Origin of the sequence: Chryseobacterium viscerum, assembly GCF_025949665.1 — a bacterium.
GTDB classification, from domain to species: Bacteria; Bacteroidota; Bacteroidia; order Flavobacteriales; family Weeksellaceae; genus Chryseobacterium; species Chryseobacterium viscerum_A.
Genome location: NZ_JAPDFT010000001.1, coordinates 1,709,867 through 1,725,178 on the forward strand (window position 1 = coordinate 1,709,867; position 15,312 = coordinate 1,725,178).

At 34.9% G+C, this 15,312-nt stretch carries 16 protein-coding genes; 7 read left to right on the plus strand and 9 right to left on the minus strand.

Annotated features, from left to right (window positions below; genetic code table 11):
* Positions 1-230: 230 nt before the first annotated feature.
* The 4 genes from OL225_RS07750 (at position 231) to OL225_RS07765 (ending at position 4,571) form a co-directional block, all read left to right on the plus strand.
* A complete protein-coding gene (locus OL225_RS07750) occupies positions 231-1,172 on the plus strand; it encodes a type VI secretion system baseplate subunit TssG (protein ID WP_047374594.1) in 942 nt (313 codons plus the stop codon).
* Between the two features lie 54 nt (positions 1,173-1,226).
* Positions 1,227-2,129, plus strand: coding sequence for a TssN family type VI secretion system protein (locus OL225_RS07755; protein WP_264517842.1), 903 nt, complete (start codon positions 1,227-1,229; stop codon positions 2,127-2,129).
* Positions 2,130-2,155: 26 nt separating this feature from the next.
* Positions 2,156-3,295: a hypothetical protein gene (locus tag OL225_RS07760; protein WP_047374599.1), complete on the plus strand. Its 1,140-nt coding sequence runs from the start codon at positions 2,156-2,158 to the stop codon at positions 3,293-3,295.
* Positions 3,296-3,395: 100 nt separating this feature from the next.
* Positions 3,396-4,571, plus strand: a complete 1,176-nt coding sequence (locus OL225_RS07765) for an aminotransferase class V-fold PLP-dependent enzyme (protein WP_264517843.1) — start codon at positions 3,396-3,398, stop codon at positions 4,569-4,571.
* Between the two features lie 52 nt (positions 4,572-4,623).
* On the opposite strand, the gene blaIND is transcribed toward OL225_RS07765, so the two are convergent.
* Both blaIND and OL225_RS07775 read right to left on the minus strand, forming a co-directional pair.
* The gene (gene blaIND, locus OL225_RS07770) at positions 4,624-5,352 is read right to left on the minus strand and encodes an IND family subclass B1 metallo-beta-lactamase (protein WP_264517844.1); all 729 of its coding nucleotides are present in this window, start codon (positions 5,350-5,352) and stop codon (positions 4,624-4,626) included.
* Positions 5,353-5,715: 363 nt separating this feature from the next.
* Positions 5,716-6,369, minus strand: a complete 654-nt coding sequence (locus tag OL225_RS07775; RefSeq protein ID WP_264517845.1) for a metal-dependent transcriptional regulator — start codon at positions 6,367-6,369, stop codon at positions 5,716-5,718.
* A gap of 85 nt (positions 6,370-6,454) precedes the next feature.
* Here OL225_RS07775 and OL225_RS07780 point away from each other — a divergent pair, with 85 nt between their 5' ends.
* Positions 6,455-7,489 (plus strand): threonine aldolase family protein, encoded by a 1,035-nt coding sequence (locus OL225_RS07780; protein WP_264517846.1) that lies wholly within the window; start codon positions 6,455-6,457, stop codon positions 7,487-7,489.
* A gap of 172 nt (positions 7,490-7,661) precedes the next feature.
* Here the strand turns inward: OL225_RS07780 and OL225_RS07785 are convergent, their stop codons facing one another.
* A complete protein-coding gene (locus OL225_RS07785) occupies positions 7,662-8,165 on the minus strand; it encodes a hypothetical protein (protein ID WP_264517847.1) in 504 nt (167 codons plus the stop codon).
* 153 nt (positions 8,166-8,318) lie between these two features.
* Between OL225_RS07785 and OL225_RS07790 the strand changes: the two genes are divergently transcribed.
* Positions 8,319-9,278 (plus strand): hypothetical protein, encoded by a 960-nt coding sequence (locus OL225_RS07790; protein WP_264517848.1) that lies wholly within the window; start codon positions 8,319-8,321, stop codon positions 9,276-9,278.
* Positions 9,279-9,313: 35 nt separating this feature from the next.
* Here OL225_RS07790 and OL225_RS07795 read toward each other — a convergent pair whose 3' ends face one another.
* The 6 genes from OL225_RS07795 to OL225_RS07820 form a co-directional block, all read right to left on the minus strand.
* Entirely contained in the window at positions 9,314-9,868 is a 555-nt protein-coding gene (locus OL225_RS07795) for a DUF4256 domain-containing protein (protein ID WP_264517849.1), read from the minus strand.
* A 338-nt stretch (positions 9,869-10,206) separates the two neighbouring features.
* Positions 10,207-10,605: a DoxX family protein gene (locus OL225_RS07800; RefSeq protein ID WP_264517850.1), complete on the minus strand. Its 399-nt coding sequence runs from the start codon at positions 10,603-10,605 to the stop codon at positions 10,207-10,209.
* 11 nt (positions 10,606-10,616) lie between these two features.
* Complete coding sequence (locus OL225_RS07805) at positions 10,617-11,201, minus strand: YdeI/OmpD-associated family protein (protein ID WP_264517851.1); 585 nt, start codon at positions 11,199-11,201, stop codon at positions 10,617-10,619.
* A 122-nt stretch (positions 11,202-11,323) separates the two neighbouring features.
* Positions 11,324-11,791 (minus strand): SRPBCC family protein, encoded by a 468-nt coding sequence (locus OL225_RS07810; RefSeq protein ID WP_264517852.1) that lies wholly within the window; start codon positions 11,789-11,791, stop codon positions 11,324-11,326.
* Positions 11,792-11,977: 186 nt separating this feature from the next.
* Positions 11,978-12,310 (minus strand): ArsR/SmtB family transcription factor, encoded by a 333-nt coding sequence (locus OL225_RS07815; protein ID WP_264517853.1) that lies wholly within the window; start codon positions 12,308-12,310, stop codon positions 11,978-11,980.
* A 560-nt stretch (positions 12,311-12,870) separates the two neighbouring features.
* Positions 12,871-13,632 carry an O-methyltransferase gene (locus tag OL225_RS07820; protein WP_264517854.1) on the minus strand — a complete coding sequence of 254 codons (762 nt, stop codon included), beginning with the start codon at positions 13,630-13,632 and terminating at the stop codon, positions 12,871-12,873.
* Between the two features lie 890 nt (positions 13,633-14,522).
* Between OL225_RS07820 and OL225_RS07825 the strand changes: the two genes are divergently transcribed.
* A complete protein-coding gene (locus OL225_RS07825) occupies positions 14,523-15,305 on the plus strand; it encodes a YdcF family protein (protein ID WP_047374620.1) in 783 nt (260 codons plus the stop codon).
* Positions 15,306-15,312 lie beyond the last annotated feature (7 nt).

The window sequence follows — 15,312 nt, forward strand, 5'->3', positions numbered from 1 at the left end:
TCTAAACTTTAAACCTTGAATTTTAAATTCTAAACAATTGATTCTGAACAGGTATTTTTAAATTAAAAAAAGCAAATGAACTTTCTATTTACCGTATTTTTACGGAATTTGCTTGAAATTATTCCTTTTAATGTCAATAAATTATTATTTTTAGGATAAAATTATTAGAAAATATTTTTTCAAACTTATGAGATATATTATCTTTACAAGTCATAATCAGAGGAAACACTATGTATGAGACTAATATTGTAGATATGCATTACAATAAGCTGCAGACAGACTTTAAGGCTGAAGCTGTGGCTGTTAATCTATTGAAATACCACCGTGCGGTAAGCAATATATTTATTGAGCGTGTAGGCGTGAACGACCGTGCTTACCTGAAGGATATAAAGAGCATTTCAAGCAGCTATTTAGGATTTGATGAGGAAGTATTTACCATAGAGAGTTACAGAGAGGGTATTTATGACTATCTTCCGGAAGGATTATTTCATCCGCCATCTCTTGGAGCTTCCAGAAAGAATGTAGATACTGTGGTAAGGGAAATCCGCAAACAGAAAAGGGTAGAAGATGATGCCCGTAAGTTTTTCCGTCCTTTTGAACTGGAAGTTTTTTTTACGGAAATCAGTGCTTTACTTAAAGAATCAGAATTTGATATTACAAGCAATACAGATTCTTTATTGGAAACGGTAAGTGAGCTTTGGCCTCTGATAAAGATGCTGGATAAACAGAATGCTTATATTTTTATGCATATTCTGCCGTTTTTCCATCATATTCGGGGAGACAAAAAATGGTTTGAGAGATGTATGACCGCTTTTCTACAGGTACCGGTAAACGTAACTTTTTCACCCAATATCATTGATGAGATTGAGAAAAATGATAATTCCATGTTATTGGGAAATTCAAGATTAGGAGTCACCTATATTCCAAGCGGACCTCATATGGACGGGCAGCGAAACTGGGTGGTAAATATTGGTCCGATTCCTTATGGAGACATGAAAAAATATATCCCAGGAAGTCCGTTCAGAAATGTACTTCAGTCACTGTATGATTATTTTCTTCCGGTAACAGTTGACGTGGAAGAGAATTTTGTTACAGAAAAAGAGGAATATTCATTCAGTCTTGAAGACGATGGAAGAAATGCCAGCCGCCTTGGATACTCTACATTCCTCTAAATTATTTTATTATATTTACAACTACCAACAAAGTATAAATTCGAAAAGAAACAAATGGAAATTTCTTCAGTAAAAGGTATTTTTTTAAGGTATATCTTAATGCCTTTAATCGCAATTATTATGATGGTTATACTGGGTGTAATCCGAAGAAATAAACCTGCGATAAAAATTAAAGTAATTATTATATACGTGCTTCTGTGCAGTTTATGCCTGGCCATACCGGGATTTTTCGGATTTGCCGGAAATCTCTTTAATCCGTACTGGTATCTCATCGCACAGGTTATTTATCTTATTTTTGGGATTATTCATGTGAATTTGTTGCATAAGTATTTCAAAAAGCACATCGAATCCCTGGCAATGAGTATTCTGTTTGAGTCTCTGCTTTCATTGACTTGTATTGCTTTGGGAGGATATCTTTTCACTCTGATCTTTAACTGGATGAGTAAAGGAACAGGATATGCTGTAATGGCGGCAACAAGTATGCTGATCTTTGTAGTTCCCATGGTATTTTATTACTGTTATATCCAGTTTATTACGATTCCTTTTGATATTTATAAAACATGGAGATATTCACCGGAGCAGAAACTGCCTGATTTTGAAGGAGCAGATTTTGACAGATTAATGGTATTGAATGTTGAATTGAGCAAAAAATTAGAAGATACCAACCGTTTCAGAATCAAGGCAAAAACACTACCAACGGGGGTTACTTTCGGAGATTGGTTCTACAGGGTAGTAGATGATTACAACCATAAGAATCCGGGATCTGTTATTCACCTTTCTGACGAAGGAAATGAGCCTTACTATTGGATCTTTTACACTAAAAAATCGTTTTTCAGTTTCAGAAAATATATAGATTTCGACCACGACATTACAACAAACAGCATTTCTGAAAATGAAGTGGTGATTTGTAAGAGAGTCATTCAGCATGAAGAGGAGGGAGTCGCAAGAAAATCATAATCACAAAAAATTAAAAAGTATTAAACATGATACAGCCTATTAAACATTTTGCAATCAACTGGGTGGATGGGATGAAGGTTTCCCAGAGACACCTTAATGATCAGGATAATTTCTTAATTGATACCATCAGAGATTCCAATTCCCTTGGAATTACTACATATAACTACGGACTTCTGCCTATTTCCAATGAATTTACAGACCGTACCATTTTTGATGTTCACAATACAGCAACTAATGATGTACAGCTGGTCATCAAGCGCTGCAGTGCCGTTACGATGGCAGGATACCGCATTGAACTGACAGACAGAAGAATCAGCGTGAAGTCTCTGGCGAAATCAATGAACGAAGAGCAGGCAGATGGAGAATATTATATCCTAATCTCTGTAAATCCTTTTGATAAAGTTCCATTTGGTGATATTGACCCTGAGGAAATTCCGCCACGTCACCCCAGTGCACAGCCGAATCACCATATTGAACTGCTTCCTGTAACTTCTTTGAACAGCAGCTACTCGGGAGGTAATTACCTTATCATTGGGAAAGTAGATTTAAAAGGAAACATTGCGCAGGTAGATTCCAACTTTATTCCACCTTGCACTTCTGTACAGAGTCATCCGGCTTTGGTGGAGTATTACAGCAGCTATGCAAAGTCTATCGGGAATCTTCAGCAGTATGCTTTTAAAATTATTCAGAAGACGTCTCATAAAAATCAAAATACAGCTTTGGCACAAAATGTTAAGTTTCTGTGCAGTACAATGGTAAATACATTTGGAGATATGTATTTCCAGTTCAGAAATATTACCCCTTGGCAGCCACCAGTATTTCTGATTGAGTCTTTTGCAAGATTAGCCCTTCATCTATATAATTCTACACAGCTTCTTGTTCCTGCTGAACTGGAAGAAATGTTGAACTATAGTTTAGAATGGAGTGAGATTGCCCCTCATACTTTATTGAACCAGCTTTCTATTGTAGCAGAGACCAATTATGACCATCATAACTGTGGTGAGCCATTGCTTTACATCCAGCAGATGCTGAGAAGCCTTGAAACAATTTTCTCTAAACTAAGCGAACTTGATTACATCGGTCAGAGAAAAGAAAACATCATCGTTAACGAGCAGGAAGTTTCTACTAATACAAATCCTAAGAGAGGTTGGAGTGTTTTAGATTAAAATCATGTATTAAAAATAGAGTCCCGGATGAAAATTCGGGATTTTTTATGCGGGTATACAGAAAAAATTAAAAGTAAATTTGCTTTAAGGATTGATAAAAATGAATTTAGAGGTTATCAGACAGGAAACGCCGGGGTGTTCGGATAAAATATTTTTAAATAGTGCAGGCGCATCATTAATGCCTAAGGCTGTTGTAGACACTACGGTTAAATTTTTATATGAAGAACAGGAGTTTGGAGGATATGCGGCTGTGGTACGAAACTCAGCCCATATAAGCAGGTTTTATGAAGAGACAGCGAAACTGATTAATGCAAAACCTTCCAATATTGCATTTGTAAGCAGCTCAACAGATGGTTACGCAAAAGCTTTGTCCAGTATTTCTTTTACAGAGGGAGACTGTATCATTACTACCAATGATGATTATATATCCAATCAGATTGCTTTTATTTCTTTGCAGAAAAGATATCATATTGAAATCGTCAGAGTTGCTAATCTGCCTGACCACGAGCTGGATCTTGAAGATTTTGAAAATTTAATCAAAAAGCATAATCCTAAATTAATTGCTGTCACCCATATTCCTACCAATTCCGGCTTAATTCAAAATATAGAAGGAGTGGGGAACTTATGCAAACAATATAATGTTCTTTATCTTGTGGATGCCTGTCAGTCTGTAGGACAAATTGTGGTAGATGTTAAAAAAATCAATTGTGATTTTCTGACAGCAACGGGAAGAAAATTTATGCGGGGACCAAGGGGAACAGGATTTTTGTATGTTTCAGATAATGCCTTAAGAGAAAACATGTATCCTTTATTTTTAGATAGCTTTGGAGCAAAGTGGACTTCTTTTGATGACTATCAGCTCAATGATTCGGCTAAAAGATTTGAATTTTTTGAAAGACCTTATGCTGCTTTGTTGGGATTTACAGAGGCCTTACGCTATGCCAATATTATTGGGATAGATCAAATTGAGAACTACAATCGTACGTTGGCAGATACATTAAGGATCAATCTGCATAAGTACGATTTCAGAGTTTTGGACAAAGGAAATAGATTAAGCAGCATTGTTACCTTTTGTCAGGCGGATGGAAAGGTCGAAAAGATTCACAAAATATTGAGTGAGAATAGAGTGTTTTTTAAAGAGAATTATAAAGGAGATGCATTAATTGATTTTACCACTAAAAATGTAGATCATGCCATTCGGTTATCACCCCATTATTTTAATACTATGGAAGAAATTGAAAGAGTGTCACAACTTTTAGAAAATATTAATCATTAGAATGATGGCTTTAAAATTAGAGAGCCCTGGCATTCGCCAGGGCTCTCTAATTTTATTTTTTGTTCAGAAGATCAAGAGTATGTTCTACGTGTCCACCTCCTTTCCATTCATCGTGACCGGGAATAATCAGGGTTGCCTGTGAATATTTGTTTTTCAGTTTTGTCATGGTTAGCGGCCATTGTGCTACGTTGGCTTCTCCGGTATAGCCAAGGTCAACTGCTGCTTTACTTTTCACAAGACATCCTCCGTCCAGTATTTTATATTTTGGAAACCAGACTACTACATTATCGGCAGTATGTCCTTCACCCAGAAAGTCTACTATAAATTCTTCTCCGCCAATGCGGTAAGGTTTTCCAGTTTTTATAAGTTCAGTAGAAGTTGCTTTTCCTTCTTTCTTTAGAATTTCATTGGTTTTCGCTGTAGCATAGGTTTTAATTCCTTTCTTGTTGTAAAAGCTTAAATCTCCGGCTCTGTCTTCGTGTGAATGGGTAGCAAATACAGCAATAACAGGAAGATTATGTCGCTTCTGAATCGTGTCCAGCAGACTTTGGTATTGTGATTTCTGCCATGGAACATCAAACAAAACAACTCCTTTTTTGGTCACCAGATAAACTGCATTGGTAGAATATTCTTTACCTCCGAATACTCCGAAAGTTTTATAAATATAAAAGTTAGGCTTAATTTGTGGTTCAATTACAAAATCTCTTACCTGAGTGGTCTGAGCATTTGCCAATGGGCTTAATAACATCGAAATAATAAAAAACGGAATGCTTTTTTTCATAATTTTTTAAGTAATAATTAAAGATTAGCGTTCGTCAGGAAAACAAAGCCTGTGGAAAGTTTTGCAAACGTAGTTAAAAATAAAATTTCAGGTATTTTATGAAAGAGAGTTTAACCGTTTTTTAACAGTATCAACAAATAGATTCTGTAATAGCTTAAAAAATTAAAATCAAATATTTCTAAATCATTAAGATTATATTAAGTTGTTAAGAGTATTAAGACAAATGCGTTAAGTTTAACCATCAGAATAATTTATCTTAATTATACTTTATTCCTTAAATGCTCTTAAGGGTTTAAGCTTTTAAATGTCAAACCTAACAGGTTTTAAAAACCTGTTAGGTTTATTTTTTTCAGTTTTAATGATCTATTTCTTTACGAGTATTTTCTCGGTCGCTTTTTTGCTTAAAATTTCTGTTTTGCCATCAATTTCTATGGTCATTGATTTATCAAAATTTTCAACTTTAACGATTTTCACTTTGGTATCAAGGAGCAGTTTCCTGTCATTCAGATAAGTCAGGAAAGCATCATCAGAAAGAGTAACTGAGGCAAAAGTAACATTTTCTCCAGGTTCACAATTGCTTAGCTTCTCAAGATCCTGAGAAATAATATTTCCGTCTTTATCAGGAATAGGTTCTCCATGAGGATCAAATTTAGGATAATCAAGAATTTCGTCCATTTTCTCGAAAAAGATTTGAGAATGCACGTGTTCAAGCTGTTCTGCAATTTCGTGAACATTTTCCCAGCCAAAATTCATTTTTTTAACCAGAAACATTTCGGTAAGTCTGTGTTTACGAACTACCAGAGATGCTTCACGTCTTCCGCTTTCTGTAACAATTAATGGTTTGTAGGTTTCATAGATGACCCACTTTTTCTCTGCAAACTTTTTCATCATATTATTGACACTCGGCATTTTTACATTCAAAAATTTGCTGAGCTCATTAATCGTAACCTTTCCTTCATTGTCAACTAAATGAAACAAAGCTTTCAGGTAATTCTCTTCTGTTAGGGTTGTTTTCAAAATGTTAGATGATTTTCAATACAAATCTAACAAAATAAAATGAAAAGTTCACTCTTGTTATTTTAACTTTTTTTACTTTTACTCTATGAGATTTTCATTCAAAAACGACTATTCTGAAGGGTGCCATCCAAATATATTACAGGCCCTTTTACAGCATAATCTTGATCAGCAGGCCGGATATGGAGAAGATGAGTATTCATTAAAAGCAAAAACATTAATCAAAGAAAAAATCAACAATCAGAATTCTGAAGTTTTTTTGGTTTCAGGAGGAACGCAGGCTAACTTAATTGTTATTTCAGCAATCTTAAAGCCCTACCAATGTGCAATTTCTGCCGCTCCCGGCCACATTCTGAATAATGAAACAGGAGCTATTGAAGCCACAGGTCATAAAGTATTGAGTATTGAAACAGCAGATGGAAAATTAAGACCGTCGGATATTATCCCGGTTTTAGAAGGACATAGCAATGCACCCCATCAGGTGATGCCTAAACTGGTGTATATATCCAATTCTACAGAGCTGGGAACCATTTATCAGGCTAAAGAACTGGAAGAGCTTTCAGCATTTTGTAAAGAAAAGAAATTATACCTGTTTATGGATGGAGCAAGACTGGGACATGGCCTGACCTCAGAAATCAGTGATCTTACCCTGGAAAAAGTAGCTCTTCTGACAGATGTTTTTTATCTTGGAGGCACAAAAAACGGGGCATTGATAGGCGAAGCTATTGTCATTAACAATCTTGTTCTTCAGGAGGATTTTGCATTTAATATCAAACAGAAAGGTGCATTGTTAGCCAAAGGAAGGCTTTTGGGAATACAGTTTATGGAACTCATGAAAGATAACCTGTATTTTGATCTGGCGAAACATGCCAATCAGCAGGCTATGAAAATTAAGAATGCATTGCAGAAAAAAGGAACGGCATTTCTTTCAGATACCTATACCAATCAGATTTTTCCTATTCTGAGTAATGATCTTATTGAAGTTTTGTCTGAAAATTTTGAATTCTATGTCTGGAAAAAAGTAGATGAAAATTTCTCGGCAATACGCCTTATTACTTCCTGGAATACTGGCGATGAAGCAGTAAACCGATTTATTGAAATTATTGAAACAGAATTAACATAAAAATGAAGAGGCTGTCTCAAAACTGTCATACGAAATGCAATGTAGTGAAGAATCTCATGTAGTTGTTTATTATAGAGATTCTTCCTTCGTCAGAAATCGAGATTCGACGTAGTCAATGACAAAAGTCGGCTATTGGACTTTTGAGACAGCCTCTTTTTATTTTAATAATGTATTATTTTTTCAAAGCTTCGCTTACTACTTTACAGTCTGCAGAGCTTAGCTTCTGTCCATCTTTATAGCTTATTTTTTTCTCATCCGCATATTTAGACTGTCCGTCTTCCTCTTTATGATCTCCAATTCCTTCTGTTAAAGCATTGTCTTTCTGGATAAAGTAAATATCTCTTTTGCTTTTTTTCCCTTCTGAAGCAAATTCGTAAGTCAGTTTCAGCGTATCTCCGGATTTGAAACCGGTTACATCTCCTTTTGAACTGTCTTTTTCACTGTTTTTATAAGATAACTTTCCGGTAATTGTTCCTAAATTATCATCAATAGAAGCAAAAACACTGTCTTTTCCTGTTACCCCGATATAGCAGAACGATTTTGGTCCCAATGTATCTATTACAGGTTCTTCAACAGCAATGGTATCTGCAACAGCTTTGGGAGCCGGAGCTTCAGTTTTTTTATTACAGTTGATTAAAAAAGCTGATACAGTACCCAATAAGATTAATTTTTTCATATCCTTAATTGTTAAATCAAATTTTGAAGCTCAAAAATAATAAACTATTTATAGAATAAAGAATATTGCTCATAAATAAGAATAATTTTCTAATTCTCATTAATCGGAATATTTTAGGCACGAAAAATGAATGACAATGCAAAATTGATTGTAATGAAAAAGATTACCAAAGCACTGGGATTGGGATTACTTATGCTCGGTCTGCATTTTATGTTAGGGCAGACGCCTCAGAATTATATCTATACCTCTTCCGGAGACCTTAGGAAAATAGAAAAAATGATTACCCGTCAGGATATCGGAGGAGTGCAGATTGTTTATAACTGGAGAGCTTTGGAAACTTCAAAAGATGTTTATGACTTTTCAGTCATTGAGAAAGATCTGGAGTATTTAACTTCCCTCAATAGAAAATTATTTATTCAGCTTCAGGATAGGTTTTTTGAACCACAGGCCAGATATATTCCTGATTATGTATTGAATGATAAAGAATATATGGGAGGTTTGGTTCCTCAATATGACAATCCAGGTGAGAATAAACCTGTTGGAAGTGGATGGGTTACCCAGCAATGGAATTCTGCTGTCCGTGTGAGATTTCAGAAACTGATAGGAGAGCTGGCAAAGAAATTTGACGGAAAGATTCAGGGAATTAATCTTCCCGAAACATCAATAGATATAGAAATGAAAGCAGATAAAACGGATTTTAGCTGTGACCGTTATTTTCAGGCAGAATTAGAAAATCTGAAGTTTGCGAGAGATGCTTTCCATCAATCCAATGTATTGCAGTATGTCAATTTTTTTCCATGTGAATGGAACAATGACCATCAATACATGTCCAGGCTATGTGATTTTGCGTATAAAAATAATATAGGGCTGGGAGGGCCGGATATTGTTCCGAATAAAAAAGGCCAGATAAAAAACTCTTATCCTTTCTTTAATCAATACAAAGGAAAGCTGCCTTTAGTGGCCATGGCGGTTCAGGAACCAACTTTGACCTATAAAAATCCGAAAACTAAGAAACCTTTTACCAAAGAAGAATTTGTAGAATATGCTGAAAACTATCTTGGAGTAAAAATTATCTTCTGGAGTGTGGAATCTCCCTGGTTGAGAGATTCCTAAATTATTCTGATAAAAGATCTCAGTCAATTCTCCTTTTATACTTTTAGTATTCCTCTGAATCCTCTTGCTGCATAATAAGAATCTGCACCATTATGATAGGTGAATACAGTATTATATCGTCTGTCACAGAAAAGTGCGCCTCCAAGCTCTCTTACCTGTGATGGCGTTTTTATCCAGCTTGATGTCTTTTGATCGAATTTTCCCAGTTCCTGAAGACTGCGGTATTGTTCTTCTGTTAAAAGTTCAATCCCCATTTCTTTAGCTTTGTCGATGACATTGCTTTCTGGTTTGTTGGCCTTTCGTGCATCCCAAGCCTGGTAATCATAGCAAAGACTTCTGCGTTTCGGGCTTTCCGGGGAACAGTCTGTGAAGGAGTATTCATCTGTTTTTTTATTGTATTCTACAACGTCGGGTTCACCTTCTGTAGTTTCCATTTCATATAAAGACCAGACTTTTTCAGGGCTGGCTTCCAATTTTTGCTGAATTTTTTCCCATTTTAGGTCTTTGTGACGGTTCATATTTTTTTCAAAACGGACTTTTAGTGTTTTTAAAAGTTCGTTGATTTGTTCTTGGGTCAGTTTCTTTTTCATATCAAATTTTATTTTGTTATGTTGATTGGTGTTGTTGGAAATCGCGAAGACGCAAATTTTATTAATAATGGCTTGTTTAAAGGCGCAAGGATTTTATCTGCGATAAAATTTCTGACTCTTTATCTTTAAAAATGATTTTATAAAAAATTGTTTAAACTTATCAAAAATACTTAGTACATATTGAACCATTAAGAGGGATTTAAGAAGTAAAATATAGTTAAGATAAATCATTCTGATTTTTAAGCTTAAAGTGAAGATTATCTTAATACTCTTAACAACTTAATACAATCTTAATGTTTCAAAAATACAAGTTTAAACAATTTTTAATATTAAAATTATTAATTAGTAATCGTGATTTTTCTGTCTGCAGGTCTGAAGTACCAGGAAATAAGAACCAGTACTAATAATAATACTGCCGGAAAAGTTCTTCCTGCCGTATCACCCACAATAAGATGGGAAATTACAGCTCCTGACATGACGAAGAAAAATCCTGCATATGCCCATTCTTTTAATAGCAGACGTTTGGGAATCAGGATGGCAATAACGCCCAATATTTTCCATATTCCGATGATGGTCATCAGATAAGAAGGGTAGCCCAGATTGGTAAAGTTGAGCAGTTCATCTTTACTTTTCATCAATTGGACAATTGCTGTAGAAACCATTCCCAGGGCCATCCAAAGCGTAAATACCCAATAGATGATTTTTGTTCTTTTGTGTGATTTTTGTGGTGTGTTCATGATCTGTTTTTTTATAGTGAGTCATTTAATCCTATTCCGTCCATGATTTGTGGAATGCATTTTTCAATGCGGGCTTCCCGGGTTTTGGACTGTTTGGCAGAAGAAAAGTGAAGCAGATAAGCTCTTTGTCTTCCCGGAGTTAATGCATGAAAAGCTTCTTGCAATGCCGGATTCTGATCCAGTTTGTTCTGAAACTCTTCAGCCATTTCAAATTCTTTTGTTTTCTTCATTTCAACCTTAGCACCTGATTCTTCTATTTCAACAGCTTCAAACATATAGCTGCGAAGAACATCTTCCAAATCATTGATTTGATCTACATCCGTAAAACGAACCTGTCTTGCAGCCTGTACATTTTTAGACTGCTGAATCAGGATTTGGTCCGGGTCTTTCATCAAAGCTCCTTTAAAGAAGAGAAGTGCACAATATTCTTTAAAACCATGGATCAGGAAAATATTTTTCGCTTCATAGGTATAACACGGGCATCCCCATTTTAAATCTTCTACAAGTTCGGTGCTTAGGGCAATTGTTCTTAATTTTTCAAATTCTTTATGCCATTGCTGGTTTTCATCAAAGAAAAAATTGACTTTTGGATTCATGGTGTTGTATGTTTGAGGGGTTGAGAGTATTAGAGTATTAGAGTATTAGAGTGGGAGAGTTGGGGTTGGATATAAACCTCGAACCTCGTATCCCGCATATTTCGATATAGCATTCCTATAACCTATAATCTGCTACCTAACATCTCCTGTAAACGGTTATGCGCCATATTAATGCCCTGAGCGAATGGCATTTTCAGATGCTGATCTCTGAAATCTACAGATTTATAAATGGTTTGGATGGTAATTTTGCTGGTAGTATCCGTCATTTTTTCAAATTCTAAAAACTCAATCTGAACCGGAAACGGAGTGTTTTCCATCTGAAAAGTCCTTATAATTTTCTCATTCTGAACAATATCATGAATAGTTCCGTTGGCACTGAAAACCACATCGCCTTGAGGATTGGATGTTTCAAACCGGTAACTTCCGTGTTGTTTGTTTTCAAATTTTGTCACTTTGGTGCCCATCCATTGTTCAAAAAGTTCAGCTTCTGTATACGCTTTGAAAAGCAGTTCTACAGGAAGATCAAATTCTCTGATGATGAAGATTTCCTGTTTTCCGTCTTCTGCGTGGATTTTTGTTTTAAGTTCCATATTTTGAGTTTTGGTGTTTGAGGGTTTTCTGAGTATTAGAGTGGGAGAGTTCTAGAGTTTGAGAATACAATCGTTCAAGGTTTAAAGTTTAATGTTCAAGGTTGTTATCCTTTCAAAGGTAATTGACGCTTCACTTGCGAAGCAAAATTGACTATTGACACTAATTGTCTCTCATCTCTTCGTCTATTATCTCTTATCACTATTGTTTTGGAACGCTTTCATTACACTTTCCAGCTTGTTGAACTTTTCGTCCCACATTTTGCGGAAGGGATCTATAAAATCGGCTATTTCTTTCATTTTATTGGGATTTAGGTGATAAATAATTTCTCTGCCGTTTTGTTCAGATCTCAGCAGTTCACATTCTGTAAGGATCTGGAGATGCTTTGAAACGGTAGGTCTCGCCGTATCAAAATTAGAAGCAATAGCTCCCGCTGTCATCGACTGTGCCGCCACCAAAATTAATATAGATCGTCTTGTAGGATCTGCTATCGCCTGAAAAACATCTCTTCTTAAATTCATCGTGTAGTTATTTGACTACAAATATATGCGTAGTTATTTAACTACGCAAGTTTTTTTTGAAAATATTGATATTAAATATGAATAGAATATTCTCATAAAACAGGGAAGTGGGTACAGCAATGTGGTTTTCAGGTGGGAGACAGAATATTGGTTACGGTAAGCAGAAACCAGATTATCCTGGAAAGGGAAGTAGATTATGAAGGATCAATATGATTTTTTGATGGTCTCTCGCAGATTTTGGAGATGACGCAGATTTTTTTTGAGTGTAATAATCTGCGCAATCTGTTTGATCAGCGAGAGATTTCTGAAGCATTAAGGAAGGTGAAGTTTTTAAGTAAAATTAAGATTCAAATAAATTTGAATGAGACATCAACTTTTATGAATGTCTAGATTTTCCTCTTAATAATCTTAACGGCTTAATATGTTCTTAATAGTTTAAAAGTGTAATGCGCTTTTTCTAACGCAAAGTTTTCAGATGATGAGTTTTATTTTTTGAGAGGCCAAGGATTGGCAAGTGAACTTGCCCGATGAAGCGAATGATAGCTTTTAGCAGATTTTATTTATTTTATGAAAATTCCGATGTATTTTCCGCTATATTCTACAACGGTAGTTCTAATATTTTTCTTAGTACAAAAATCCTGATAAGCAGAATTATCACCAATATCATCACTAATAAACACGGCACCAGGTTTCAATCTTTTATAAATTTGTTGGTAAGCCCACATTCTTCCATGGTAACTTTTATCAGAATCATAGTGGAAAACATCAAAAGAGGAAACCTGTTTAAAAATTTTGGGTAAAGATTCTCTATCTGCAAAACGGAATAACTTCCAATGTTTTTTAAGGTTTTCAGGGACAATATAACCTACATACTGATCACCATCCTGAGCAAGATAGGGCATATCTGAGCTATAGAGTGTGCCATTTCTTTTTTGAAGTGAAAGCAATATGGCCAGAGAAGACCATCCATAAGCTACTCCGGTTTCCAGGACATTTTGAGCTTTGGTAAATTCACATGCATAATAAATAAGCTCCAGTGCGCCGGGACCACCCATTGTAATAGGGCATTGCGCTTCTTTTGCACTTGCTTTTTCCAGAATATCAGCATAGGTATTTCTGAAATGATCAATATCCATAGAGAAAAGCCAGGAAACTGCCACTTTTTGAGAAACTGCTATAGATGCAGCCCAGGCATTTGTTTTTGCTTTTCCTTTGAACGGGCTTCTTCTGCTTACCGTATTTTTAATAATTTTTCTGCCCAGTTCAGGATAAAGAGCAGGTCTTTTAAGATAAGCTACAAATGTTTTGAGAACTGTTGACATTTCACTGATTATATTAAAATTACAAGACAAATGTATTTGATTAAAAACCATATTGTATTGAGATAATATTAATTTTGACAGTCAATATGTTTATGATTTTTTAATAATATATCTGGTAATTAATCAATAATAAATCTTATATTTTGAATTAAACGCAAAGTTTTAAAGTGTGATTGGCTTTATTTTAGGAAACTAAGAATATGCAAGTGACTTGCTGATGAAGGAGGATGAGAGCTTCTTGCAGATTTTTTTTATAATATCTGCGATATAATATTTGAGAAAAATGATATTCTCACGTTTTTATAACGCAAAGTTTTAAAGTATGATTGGTTTTATTTTAGGAAGCTGAGAATGGGCAAGTGAACTTGCCTGATGAAGGAATATGGATGGTTTCGGCCGCCTTTGGCGGCCGAAATATATGTTTGTTATGAGAATGGTATTGTAGAGAAAGTTATCATCTGTCAAAGGAAAAATTTGTATTTCCTTCCTTGCCAGTGATCTTTTTATAGAACACCAAGCAGATCCAATAAGGATTTGATTCTTAGTCTTAAAGGGTTTTTCTATCTAAATTTAAAATGGTCTCTTTATAGTTAAGGAAGAATTTTTATTTTTTTCTTTACAAAAATGTCTGTCCAGAAATATATGGAGTACAGTCATTAAAACGGCGATACTTTTCTGCTTTTTCACTTGGGTAGGTATTTTGCTTTTCGTTAACACACTAAAAAGTGTGTTGTTTGCAAATGTATAAAATAATTGTATAAACAGAAAGAAAAATGAGACCAAATTATTCTGACAATTTTTAATGGTCTATAGCTGTGGAAAGCTATACTCGAGAAATAGCTTATCTTTGAGGTTTCGATGTTTTCTAAGCATTAATCAATTATTTGAAGATGAAATTTTTATTAGACTTTTTATTTCGTGTTTTACAACTTTTTACAGAACCTTATTTTTTAGTATTTCTTGCAGTAGTTATCATTGCTCTGCTGAAAAGAAAAAACAAACGTAAAAATCTGAGAATAGGAGTTGGCTTTTTTGCGGTTTTAATGATCATTTTTATAGGAAATGGTTTTCTGGGAAAACTGACTTCCGGATATCTGCAGAAAAGCTATATTAATACTTCTGAGTTGAAGAATTCAGTTTCTCAGAAACCTGTTATTGTTGTACTGGGCGGTGGAGTTGTAGATATTAACAATACAGAAAAACTGCATACGATGTCTTATTCCAGAATTGTTACAGCTTATCAATTGTATTATGAATTCAAGAAAAATAATTTACCCTGCAAAATAGTAATTTCTGGAAAGGGAAGAGGACATACAAGTGAAGCAGAATTATTCCGTGAAAACTTTAAAAAAATGGGGGTCTCAGATACTGATATGATTAAGGAAGATAAAAGCATGAACACATATGAAAATGCAAAGTATTCCAGTAAGATCGTAAAGCAGCTAGCTCCATCTGATATATATTTGGTTACTTCTGGGTTTCATATGAAAAGATCTGTTGCTCTGTTTCATACATTTGGATTAAACCCTGTTCCACAAGCATCAGATTTTATAGATACTGAAATAACACTATTTCCTAACAGCTATAATGCAGCATTTACTTTTGTGATGTTAAAAGAAGTGTTGGGAATATGGCAGGTGCAGCTGTATAATCGTTGGAGATTGAATGGATAGTAACTTA